We start from the raw sequence: 11,613 nt of genomic DNA on the forward strand, positions 1-11,613 counted from the left end.
TTTATTGCAAATATAGATTTTTTTTAATTTTGCTTTTATAAAATTATTTATTGCAAAAAAATTATTTTACTTCTAACTGAACCTATTCCTACAAATTTTTATGATAAATAAAAACACAACACAAAATTTAAAAAGCGTATCTTCTGAAGCTCTAGATTGGGCTGTAATTCAAAAGGATATGAAAAATAAACTAGGCAGCGATATATATGAAAGCTGGCTTAGAAAGATAGACTTTGTTGAAGAGATGAATAGTTATGTCTTACTTTCAGTTTCTACTAGATTTATTCGAGACTGGATTACCTCAAGATATTTAGATCAAATTTTGCAAATAGTAAAAATTTATAAGAAAGATTTAACAAGAATAGAGTTTAAGATTATTGAAAAAAACTCTGAAAATGAAATAGAAAATAATATTACTAAAAATGAAAACAATGAAAATGTATCCTTCATTAAAGATACATATTTGCAATACAACAGAATAGACCCAAATAAAAGATTTGATAATTTTATAACAGGAACAAGTAATAAACTAGCCTATGAAGCATCCATGAAAGTTTCAGAAAATATTTCTCATTATAATCCACTTTATATTTATGGGGGTGTTGGAATGGGAAAAACACATTTATTAAACTCAATTGGTCTTTCATTAAAAGAAAAAAACAAAGTTATGTTTATTTCTGCTGAGAGATTTATGTATCAGTTTGTAAAATCAATTAAATCTAATGATATGGTAAAGTTTAAAGAGTATTTTAGAAATACTGACATATTATTAATAGATGATATCCAATTCATGAATGGTAAAGAAGCAATGCAAGAAGAGTTTTTTCATACTTTTAATGCATTATTAGATAAAGGGTCACAAGTGATCATCTCTGCCGACAGAGCTCCAAACAAATTATCAAGAATTCAAGATAGAATTAAATCAAGATTTGCTGGAGGTCTTGTTGTTGATATACAGAAACCAGACTATGAACTTAGAAGTAAGATTGTTAAGCAAAAAACAGAGGAACTAAACATTTTTTATTCAAATCAAGTAAATATTTCAGAAGAAATACAAAAATTTATAAGCACAGAAATAACCACAAGTATTAGAGAGCTAGTAGGAGCAATTAATAGGGTTGTTTCTTTTTCAAGAATTTATAACAAAGTTCCAAATTTATCAGAAGTAAAAGTAGTTTTAAAAGATCTATTAAATATTGGAGAAAACAAGGTAACAATAGATTTAATACAATCGACTGTATGTAAGTTCTTTAAAATTAGTAAAAGTGAGATGCTTTCTTCAAGAAGATCTAGATATCTTGTAAGACCAAGACAAACAGCAATATATTTAACAAAAATTTTGACATCCAAGTCATTGCCTGAGATTGGAAGAGAATTTTCCAATAGAGATCATACAACAATCATTCATTCGGTTAAAACCATTGAAAAATTGAAGGAAAAAGATCCAGAAATGACAAACAATATTAATAATCTCAAAAATCAGATATTGTATAATAAAGAAAATGAAATTTAACGTTAATCAACAAGACCTGCAACAAGCACTTAATTATTGCCAAGGTGTAATTGAAAAAAGAAGCACACTTCCTATTTTGTCAAATGTTTTATTAAATGCTAGCAATTCAAATCTAACAATTACCGCAACTGATTTAGATTTAATATTTATTCATCAAATTAACAATGTTGAAGTTATAGAAGAAGGAAACACAACCACTACCTCATCCACCATCTATGATATCATAAGAAAATTTTCATCAGGAAAAAAAATTAATTTATCTTTGACGGATGTTAGTAAACTTCAAGTTGAGTCTGAAAAATCTGTTTTTAATCTAAATTGTATTAGTGCATCTGAGTTTCCGCTAACAGACGAAAACTTTAATCAAAATGAATTTTCTATAAAATCTAAACAATTACTAAAATTATTAAATAAATGTAAATTTTCAGTTTCTAACGATGAAACTAGACATTACCTAAGTGGAATTTTCTTTCATCAAACGCAAGTTGAAGACAAAAATTTTTTAACAGCAGCAGCTACAGATAGTCATAGAATGTCTATCTCAAAAATAAGATTGGACCAGCAAGTAAATTTTGAACCAATAATACTTCCTAAAAAAACAATTTTTCAACTATGTTCGTTGCTAGAAGGTTATGATGGTGATGTTAAAATTTCAAATATTAAATCTAAAATAAAATTTGAACTAAATAATAGCATATTGATATCTAAGTTAATTGATGGAAAATTTCCAAATTACATTCAGGTAATACCTAAGAATAATCAAAAGAAGCTAGAAATAGATTTAAAATTATTTTTAGACTCTGTTGATCGAGTTGCTTCAGTTTCATTGGATAAAAAAGATGGAGTTAAATTTAATTTGTCGAAAGACGTTCTAAACTTATCAGTTAACAACACAAATAGTGGTGATGGAAAAGAAAGTTTAAGCGTAAAGTTTGATCACGATCTAGAAATAAGTTTTAATTCTAGATATTTAATAGATGTAGCATCACAACTTGATGGAGATAAGATTGAAATTTTTTTCAATGATACGGGGTCTCCGGCATTAATTAAAGATCCAGGCGATTTTGATAGTATATTTGTTGTAATGCCCATGAAAGGCTAGCTCAAAGTATCAAGTTCAGAATAAATAGTATTTTCTAATTCCTTTATAAAAATTTCTTTGCTTAATCCGGGTTCAATGGGTTTTAAAATTGAAACTGTTAGAGTGGTGTTAACTTTTTTTTGACCATGTTTTGGCCAAGTATTCCCAGAATTAATTGCAATTGGCTGACATGAAATATTTAATTCTTCATAAATTCTACTAGATCCTTTTTTGAAAGGAGTTCTGTCCTCTGGAGGTAGCCTAGTTCCTTGTGGAAAAATTATTAATGGTCTTTTTGATGAATTTACTTGTTTAGAAATATCATCAAAAAAACCCAAGTTTTCTCTAGAAATTTTGTTTCTTTTAATTGATATTGATCCTATTTTTTTCAAATACCAGCCAAATATAGGAATCATTAGTAATTCTTTTTTTAAAATAAAAACAGGAGAATTAAAGATAGTTTGTAAAAAAAAAGTTTCAAACATTGACTGGTGTGAAGCAGCTATAAAAAATTTTTTTCCATTAATTATATTCTCTTTGCCTTTAATGATTATCTTAGTTGATAAAAATATTTTTAAACATAAAGATGTCCAAAAGCCCATAATTTTTCCACCAAATAAAACAATTTTCTTTGGTAGTAAAATTGCAGGCAAGAAGATTAGGGAAATAAAAATTATTCCTGAGAAAAAAAATAATGAAAATAGAAAATTTCTTATCATATTAATCAAAAACTAAATCAAATCTTTTATTTTTTGTCTTTTTTTAATAATATTAATTTTAGATCCTTTAATTATTAATTCTGGCGGTTTTGGTCTTAAGTTATAATTTGAGCTTAGTGACATTCCATAAGCCCCAACATCACACATTACCACGAGATCTTTTTCCTTTAATTTCTGAAAACCTTTTATAGTTGTAAATTTGTCAGTACTTTCACAAATTGGTCCAACAAATTCATAAGTTTTTTTTGAAATGTTATTACTTTTTACTGCAGGCATAGTTTGGTGATTTGCGCCATATAATGCTGGTCTCATAAGATCATTCATTGCAGCATCCAATATGATAAAGTCTTTTTTAACGTTTTCTTTTATATAAATAACTTGAGAAATTAAAAATCCAATATTGCCAACTATAGATCGTCCAGGTTCAAATATTATTTTTACTTTTTGGCCCTTTAAAAATTTTTGTATAGCAATGTTATATTTTTGATAGTTTAGTTTTTTATTATTTTTTTCATAAGAAATGCCCATACCCCCACCTAGATCAATAAATTCAAAGGTATGAGCACTTTTTTTTATTATTTTATTCACCACATTGAGCATTTTTTCGTATGGTTTGTGATCTAAAATTTGACTACCAATATGAACACTTAAGCATTTAAGATTAATATTTTTAGAATAATTTGTAAAATTTACTAATTCAAAAAAAGTTTTTTCATCTACACCAAACTTATTTTCTTTTTTCCCAGTTGAAATTTGTTTTAATGTCTTGGCATCTGTATTGGGATTAAGTCTAATGCCTATATTAACTATTTTTTTTTTTAATTTTGCAATTTTTTCAATTTCAATAATTTCACCTTTAGATTCAGCATTTATTAATAAAATTTTTTTATCAATTGCATAACTGATTTCAATTGAAGTTTTACCCACCCCCGAAAAAACAATTTTTTTTGGGTCTATACCTGCTTTTAGAGCCATCATTAACTCACCCATTGAAACAACATCTGCACCTAACCCTAATTTTCTAATTTCTCTTATCAGATTTACATTGGTATTAGATTTAACAGCAAAACAGATTAATGGAGAAAAAGAGCTAAAATTTTTTTTAAAATTTTCTATGTTTTCCGTTAGCTGTTTGTGGGAATAACAATAAGTTGGTGTACCAAATTTTTTTGCTATTTTTTTAACATTAACTTTTTCAATCGTTAAATTTTTATTTATATACTTCATCAATCTATAGGTTTTGGTAAAACCATTTCGTTATCCTCATATTCTGGAGGTGCTTTTACCCCACATGAAAATAAGAAACAGCAAAACATAGAAATTAAAATTAATTTTTTTGTCATTTTAAGCTTTTTTATATTTCATTATCATTTTTTTGATATTATCAAAAGACGTTCCACCATAAGATTTTTTAGAGTTTACAGAGTTTTTTACATTAAATATCTTTAAAACTTCAATTGTAAGCTTTGGCTCAATTTTCTTTAGCTCATCAATATTTAATTCATTCAATTTTTTCTTTTTCTTTTCTGCATAATTCACAATAGAAGCTGTAGTTCGGTATGCTTTTCTAAAGGGCATTGAGTGATTTTTAACAAGATAGTCAGCTAAGTCAGTAGCCGTAATATAGCCTGAGTTAGCAAGGTCTAACATTCGTTGTTTATTAGGTTTTAGATTTTTTAAAACCTCATTAAGTATAGCAATACTATTATTAAGGATTTCATTAGATTTGAAGAGTATTTCCTTGTCATCTTGAAGATCTTTAAAATAAGATATGGGAAGCCCTTTAAGAATTGTCAGCATTGAAAATAAATTTCCATAAACCATTCCAGTTTTCCCTCTTAAGTATTCTAACAAATCAGGATTTTTCTTTTGAGGCATTATTGAAGAACCAGTTACCACTTTGTCTGAAAGTGTAATTAAGTTGAATCCATCAGAGTTCCAAATAATAAGCTCTTCAGCTATTCTTGAAATATGCATTGAACAAACAGAAGCACTATATAAAAAATCCAAAACAAAATCTCTATCTGCAACAGTATCAATTGAATTATTCGTTGGTCTTTTAAATCCTAGTTTTTTTGAAGTAAAATTTCTGTCAATATTAAAAGAAGTACCTGTTAAGGCAGCAACACCCAACGGACTTTCTGATAAACTTTCTAAATTATAGGTAAATCTTTTTTTGTCCCTATTAAACATTTCCACATAAGACATTAAATAATGAGCAAAAGACACAGCTTGTGCGTTTTTTAAATGAGTAAACCCAGGCATTATGGTTTCAATATTTTTTTCTGAAATTTTGAGAATGGTCTTAATGATATTGTCTAAATTCTTATTAATTTCTTTAGTTGCTGAAGTCGTCCACATTTTAAAATCAGTAATCACCTGATCATTTCTAGATCTAGCTGTGTGAACATATCCAGCCTCTTCTCCTATAATTTGAAATAATCTTTTTTCAATATTCATATGAATATCTTCGTACTTTTTATTATATTCAAATTTATTTTTTAAAATTTCTTTCTCAATTTTATTAAGTCCAAAAATTATTTTATTCTTAATTTTAAATGAAATAATTTTTTGTCTAAACAACATCTCAACATGCGCAATTGATCCTAGAATATCTTCTTGAAAAAGCTTTTTATCAATATCTATTGAATTACCAACTTTTTGAAATAAGGTTGAGGTATCTTTTTTTATTCTCGACCCCCATATTGCCATATTGTTTTTATTTTTTACCATGATAATTAATTATACATATTTAGTATGAAATTATTATTAATATTTATCTACCTAATAACTAGCAACATTAGTTATGCTCTAGAAAAACCTAATATAAAAAATTTAGTTTTATCAAAAAATCCAAAAATATATGAGGAAGTAGTTTTTAAGGATTCAAACAATTACGATGTAAATTTAGATGATTTTAAGGGAAAATTGTTAATATTAAATTTTTGGGCTACTTGGTGCGCTCCCTGTAGAGAGGAGATGCCATCCCTAGATGACTTACAATCAAATAGTAATTTTGATAATTTAAAAATTTTTCCTATTAATATTGGTCAGGAAAATTTATCAAAATCAGATTCTTTCTTCAAAGAACTAGGTATTCAAAATCTAGAAATATATTTTGATGCACCAATTACTCTGGCTAAAAAATTTTCTTTAAGAGGGGTTCCCACAACTATTTTATTTAATAAAAAAGGTGAAGAGTTTGGACGTATTATGGGATCTATTGATTTTAATAACTTAGAGTTTATTAATTGGCTAAAACAATACGATTAATTTTTAAAAAAATAAGCAAAACAAACCAAAACAATTATGGCTATAAATTGAAAAAGTACCCTGTACTGCATTAGTTTATTTGAATATTTTTTACTGGTCTCTCCTCCTTTAAATAGAGTTCCAATTCCTAATATTAATACAACAGCAACAACTATCAAAAGCACTATGCCAAAAATTTTAACTAACGTTCCAGAAATCATAATTATACTGTAGTATATTTTCTAAATAAAAAAACATAAAAAAACATCTATGACATTTTGTCTAACAACTACAATTATAAAACCAGAAGATAATATATCAATTAAGCATGTGGTAATTTTACTTCATGGATACGGCGGGGATGGAAAAGATATAAGTATGTTAACTTTAAATTGGAAAAGATTTCTACCAAATACAATCTTTTTATGTCCAAATGGAAACGAAGAATGCACAATCAACCCAGCTGGTTTTCAATGGTTTGATTTAACTAAAGATGATCCAAGTTATATTTTAGAAGAATCTAAAAAAGCAGAAACTAAACTTCAAAAATATATTGAAGAGGTTAAAAGTGAGTATAATCTTAATAACTCTCAAATTTGCTTATCTGGTTTTAGCCAGGGGTGCATGATGTCTATAAACCTAGGACTAACAAGTGGTGAAAACTATAATTGTATTGTTGGTTTTTCTGGTAAAATAATAAATCAAGATGATCTTAGTAAAAGAAAATCTTCTTCTACTAAAATGCTCTTGATACACGGTGATAAAGACGCAGTTGTGTCACCAACATTTTTATTAGAGGCAAAAGATTTTCTAATTAGAAATAATGTTGAAATTGAAACAAAAATGATAGAAAATTGTGAACATCATATTCCTATTGAAGCATCAAGCGTGGCTTTAAATTATATTAAAAATAATTTTCAAATATAATTAAATTCTATTTATTGATAAATTAATTTTTTTCAGTTAGAATTTTTTTATAATGATTTTTAATGATCAGAGTTTGTCTTTAGAAAAATGTCCTGCGTTAGTCTTAAATGCTGATTATAGACCTTTAAGTTATTATCCATTGTCTTTATGGAACTGGCAAGATTCTATAAAATCTGTTTTTTTAGATAGAGTTACTATAGTCAGTAATTATGACAGAGTTATTAGAAGTCCATCATTTAATATGAGGTTACCAAGTGTTATTGCATTAAAAAGTTTTATAAAACCACAGTCTAATCCTAGCTTTACTAGATTTAATGTTTTTTTAAGAGACAAATTTTCTTGTCAATACTGTGGCAGTAGTGAAGAGCTTACTTTTGACCATTTACTTCCAAGATCTAAAGGAGGGCAAACCAATTGGGATAATGTTATAACTGCTTGTTCTTCATGTAATGTAAAAAAAGGTGGAAGATTATTAAAAAATTTAGATATGACCTTAAATCAGGAACCATATCAACCATCTACAGAAGACCTACACAAAAATGGTAAAAATTTCCCACCAAATTTCCTACACAAGAGCTGGATGGATTATTTGTATTGGGATGTTGAGTTAGAAGCTTAATTATATTTTTTCAGAAATATTAATAGCAATTTTTGATCCAGTTTTGATTAATTTATCTAAAATAGAATACATACCTTTTTTAGTTGCACCTTCTTTATAGGCTATATCTTTATGATGTAATTCATCTTCCCTAAACTTAATTATTTTTTCTTTTAATTTCTTCTCATCATTTTCTAACGTATTAATTTGATTTAGATAATGTTCGTCAATTACTTCTTCTACTGAAGCAGTACATAGCATAGCAGCTTTCTTTCCCAAGATTGTTGAACCAAAACCAAGTCCCACACCAAGCAAATCCCATAACGGTAAAAATTTTGTTGGTTTTATATTTCTTTTTTTAATTTCATTTTCAAAATATTCACAGTGTTCCTTTTCGTGAATTTTCATTTCTTCAATTTTCTTTTTTAGGTTTTCATCTTTAACAAACGTATTTAAGGCCAGTAATTGGCCTTCGTAAATTTTTACCGCACCTCGTTCACCTGCGTGGTCAACTCGAATAAATTCTTTTACTTTTTCTTTATTTGTTTTTTTCATAAGTTAAGAAAAGTTTTATAGTTATAGTTGCAATTATTAAAGAGGTAAAAATATTAATTGTGGCAAGAGATAATCCCAAAATTTTAAAAGTTGCATCTTTACAGCTAACTGTGACTTCTTTTAGCTGATTTAGGAGTGCTTCTTTAGTCAAATCAGTATTGTTAGAATTCAAATTACAAACTAAAGATTCCTTTATGAAACCTTGCTCTATCCCAAAATGATAAAAGGATATAATGGACGCTATAATGAATGTAATACTTAAAATTATTAAAAAAAATCCTTCAAACTTTTGAATAAAAATGAAAAGCAAAATTATAACTATTGAAACGACATAAGGTATTCTTTCAATTAAACAAAGATTACAAGGTTGGTGACCCAAAATATATTCAATAAAATAGGCTGCTGAGAGAGCAAAAATACTAAATAATAATATAAGATGAAGTGTAGTTTTTTGGTGAATCATATTTGGTTAATTAATTATAAAATATATTAGTGCAAAAATTAATACAATTATAATACCCAAAATTGTGAACCATTTTGCAGCATCAGTTTTCATAAATTTGCTAAAAATATCACCAAATCTATATGATAGGTATGAGACAATAAAAAATCTTAACCCTCTAGAAAATAGACAAATAATGAAAAATATAGGCAAATTAAAACCAATCATGCCACTAGTTATTGTGAACACTTTAAAGGGCAAAGGTGTAAATCCAGCAAGAAATAATGTAGCAAGCCACACATAAAGACCACTTCCTTCAGATAAGCTATTTTTAAGATTAATTACCTTTTCTTCATAATTATAAAACTCTACTACAACCATTCCAAGATCAAAAAAATAAGACCCAATGAAATACCCAAGGATACCTCCAAGTGAAGAAAATAAAGTAGCAATTAAAAAAATTTTTAAATAATCATTTTTTTTTGCAATAACCATTGGAGCAATCATAACGTCAGGTGGGATTGGAAAAAAAGAACTTTCAGTAAAAGATAAAACTGCAAGATAAGTATTTGATTTCTTATGAGCAGCAAGTTTTAAAGTTTTTTGATATAATTCATTAAGCATTTTTTTGTTTTTAATATAAATTATGTTCTTATACTATTTAATTTTATAGTTATAATAAGTAAAACAAAGGGCGAATGGCGGAACTGGTAGACGCGCACGACTCAAAATCGTGTTTTGCAAGAAGTGAGAGTTCGATTCTCTCTTCGCCCACCAAAATATTATGGAAATAAACAAAGTTAATAATTTATTAGAACTATTTTATAATCAATACCAAACACAAGACAAAACAAGTGTGTTTTTACAGTCCCTGAAAGAAGTTGAAAACAAATATTCTTGGGAGGACGTGTATTCGAGCATCATTAAACTTTCTGAAGAAATATCAAAATATATACAAAAAGGCGATAGATGCTTGTTAATATCAGAAAATAGACCTGAATGGTTGATATCAGATTTATCCGTTATGCTTTCAGGTGGTATAACGGTTCCAGCTTACACAACTTACACAGAAAGAGACTACGAGTATATAATTGATGATTGCTCGCCGACTGTTTTAATCATTTCTGATAAAACACAGTATTTAAAAGTAAAAAATATAATATCTAAAAAAAAATTTATAAAAAAAATAATTTTTTTCGATGTAATTGAAGAGTTTAATCAAGAACTTCATGTAAATATTAATCAAATCTTTGCAAATAAAAACTTTAGTTTGTTAAATTTTTCTGAAGTAAAAATTCAAAGAAAAGATGTTGCTTGTATAATTTATACATCAGGTACCCAGGGAAATCCAAAAGGAGTTGTATTAAGCCACGGTGGAATTTTAAATAATTGTGAAGGAGCGCTTGGTTTATTAAAAGAATTTATTTCAAAAAAACCTAAATTTTTGACATGGCTACCTCTTTCTCATTCATATGAGCACACAGTCCAATTTGTCCAAATAGTTGTGGGAGCACAGGTATTCTATGCTGAAAGTATAGAAAAACTTATAAAAAATATGGGAAATTGTTCCCCAGAGATAATGACAGCCGTTCCTAGATTTTATCAAAATTTACATCAAAAAATAAATACTAATTTTAATAAAGCAGCAGGAATAAAAAAATTCTTAATCAATCAAACTATTAAACTTGGAAATAAGAAATTAAATAGAGAGCCATTTTCATTAATAGAAAGTTTAATAAATTTTGTTTGTGATCTTTTGGTAAGAAAGAAAATTAAAGAACAATTTGGTGGAAATTTAAAAGCATTTATTTCAGGAGGAGGAGCACTAGATAAGGAAGTGGGGTATTTTTTAAATGCAGTTGGTCTCCCAACTTTACAAGGATATGGATTAACTGAAACATCTCCTGTGGTAAGCTGTAATTCTATTAATGAAATTAGAGTAGAAACTGTGGGCAAACCTTTTAAGGGAAATTTAGTTAAAATTGCAAATGATGGGGAGATTCTGGTTAAAGGAGAAAACGTTATGTTGGGTTACTGGAATAATGAAGAAGAAACAAATAAGGTTTTAAAAAATGGATGGCTGTCTACGGGTGACATAGGAGAGTTCGATGGTGAGTTCTTAAAAATAACAGATAGAAAAAAAGATATAATTATAACTCTGGGTGGAGATAATATTTCTCCAATTAAAATAGAGAGTGATTTAAATAAATCTAATTTTATAGAGCAAAGTTTAGTTTATGGTGATAATAAACCTTACCTAGTTTGTCTAATTGTTTTAAATACAGAATATAAAGATAAAAAGAATGAAGATATTCAAAAAGAATTAGAAAAAATAAATAAAAATTTAAGTAAAATAGAAAAAATAAAAAAATTTTTTGTAATTAAAAATCAATTTACAATTGAAAATAATATGATGACTCCGACTTTAAAATTAAAAAGATATAAAATTATAAAAACTTATAAAAACGAATTAGAAAAACTTTTTAATTAATTTTTGTAAAAGACATTATTAGTCGCATAAACGCT

The 11,613-nt window shown here is 27.1% G+C and carries 13 protein-coding genes and 1 tRNA gene; 7 read left to right on the forward strand and 7 right to left on the reverse strand.

Annotation, left to right across the window (positions count from 1 at the left end):
• Positions 1–100 precede the first annotated feature (100 nt).
• Both dnaA and dnaN read left to right on the forward strand, forming a co-directional pair.
• On the forward strand, positions 101–1,513 hold the full coding sequence (gene dnaA, locus ABXT39_RS00005) for a chromosomal replication initiator protein DnaA (RefSeq protein WP_415295071.1): 1,413 nt from the start codon (positions 101–103) through the stop codon (positions 1,511–1,513).
• On the forward strand, positions 1,503–2,615 hold the full coding sequence (dnaN, locus tag ABXT39_RS00010; protein ID WP_415295072.1) for a DNA polymerase III subunit beta: 1,113 nt from the start codon (positions 1,503–1,505) through the stop codon (positions 2,613–2,615). The genes dnaA and dnaN overlap by 11 nt, the downstream gene beginning before the upstream one ends.
• On the opposite strand, the gene ABXT39_RS00015 is transcribed toward dnaN, so the two are convergent.
• The 3 genes from ABXT39_RS00015 to argH form a co-directional block, all read right to left on the reverse strand.
• Entirely contained in the window at positions 2,612–3,313 is a 702-nt protein-coding gene (locus tag ABXT39_RS00015; RefSeq protein WP_415295074.1) for a lysophospholipid acyltransferase family protein, read from the reverse strand. The genes dnaN and ABXT39_RS00015 overlap by 4 nt on opposite strands.
• A 12-nt stretch (positions 3,314–3,325) precedes the next feature.
• Positions 3,326–4,540, reverse strand: coding sequence for a diaminopimelate decarboxylase (lysA, locus tag ABXT39_RS00020; protein WP_415295076.1), 1,215 nt, complete (start codon positions 4,538–4,540; stop codon positions 3,326–3,328).
• A gap of 117 nt (positions 4,541–4,657) precedes the next feature.
• The gene (argH, locus tag ABXT39_RS00025) at positions 4,658–6,046 is read right to left on the reverse strand and encodes an argininosuccinate lyase (protein WP_415295077.1); all 1,389 of its coding nucleotides are present in this window, start codon (positions 6,044–6,046) and stop codon (positions 4,658–4,660) included.
• Between the two features lie 24 nt (positions 6,047–6,070).
• Between argH and ABXT39_RS00030 the strand changes: the two genes are divergently transcribed.
• Positions 6,071–6,586: a TlpA family protein disulfide reductase gene (locus ABXT39_RS00030; protein ID WP_415295078.1), complete on the forward strand. Its 516-nt coding sequence runs from the start codon at positions 6,071–6,073 to the stop codon at positions 6,584–6,586.
• Here ABXT39_RS00030 and ABXT39_RS00035 read toward each other — a convergent pair.
• A complete protein-coding gene (locus ABXT39_RS00035; RefSeq protein WP_415295079.1) occupies positions 6,583–6,786 on the reverse strand; it encodes a twin transmembrane helix small protein in 204 nt (67 codons plus the stop codon). The two genes, ABXT39_RS00030 and ABXT39_RS00035, sit on opposite strands and share 4 nt — an antisense overlap.
• A 49-nt stretch (positions 6,787–6,835) precedes the next feature.
• On the opposite strand from ABXT39_RS00035, the gene ABXT39_RS00040 reads away from it, so the two are divergent.
• Positions 6,836–7,492 carry an alpha/beta hydrolase gene (locus ABXT39_RS00040; RefSeq protein ID WP_415295080.1) on the forward strand — a complete coding sequence of 219 codons (657 nt, stop codon included), beginning with the start codon at positions 6,836–6,838 and terminating at the stop codon, positions 7,490–7,492.
• 52 nt (positions 7,493–7,544) lie between these two features.
• Positions 7,545–8,111, forward strand: coding sequence for an HNH endonuclease (locus ABXT39_RS00045; RefSeq protein ID WP_415295082.1), 567 nt, complete (start codon positions 7,545–7,547; stop codon positions 8,109–8,111).
• Here the strand turns inward: ABXT39_RS00045 and ABXT39_RS00050 are convergent, their stop codons facing one another.
• From ABXT39_RS00050 to ABXT39_RS00060, 3 genes are read right to left on the reverse strand one after another with little or no spacing between them, the layout of a single operon-like run.
• Positions 8,112–8,645, reverse strand: coding sequence for a demethoxyubiquinone hydroxylase family protein (locus tag ABXT39_RS00050; RefSeq protein ID WP_271492880.1), 534 nt, complete (start codon positions 8,643–8,645; stop codon positions 8,112–8,114).
• Positions 8,629–9,108, reverse strand: a complete 480-nt coding sequence (locus tag ABXT39_RS00055) for a disulfide bond formation protein B (protein ID WP_415295084.1) — start codon at positions 9,106–9,108, stop codon at positions 8,629–8,631. The genes ABXT39_RS00050 and ABXT39_RS00055 overlap by 17 nt, the downstream gene beginning before the upstream one ends.
• 6 nt (positions 9,109–9,114) lie before the next feature.
• The gene (locus ABXT39_RS00060; RefSeq protein ID WP_415295085.1) at positions 9,115–9,711 is read right to left on the reverse strand and encodes a YqaA family protein; all 597 of its coding nucleotides are present in this window, start codon (positions 9,709–9,711) and stop codon (positions 9,115–9,117) included.
• A gap of 68 nt (positions 9,712–9,779) precedes the next feature.
• Here ABXT39_RS00060 and ABXT39_RS00065 point away from each other — a divergent pair.
• A tRNA-Leu gene (locus ABXT39_RS00065) sits at positions 9,780–9,864 on the forward strand.
• A gap of 7 nt (positions 9,865–9,871) precedes the next feature.
• Entirely contained in the window at positions 9,872–11,578 is a 1,707-nt protein-coding gene (locus ABXT39_RS00070) for an AMP-dependent synthetase/ligase (protein ID WP_415295087.1), read from the forward strand.
• Positions 11,579–11,613 lie beyond the last annotated feature (35 nt).

The organism is Candidatus Pelagibacter sp. Uisw_113, from assembly GCF_047717815.1.
In the GTDB taxonomy this organism is placed as follows: domain Bacteria; phylum Pseudomonadota; class Alphaproteobacteria; order Pelagibacterales; family Pelagibacteraceae; genus Pelagibacter.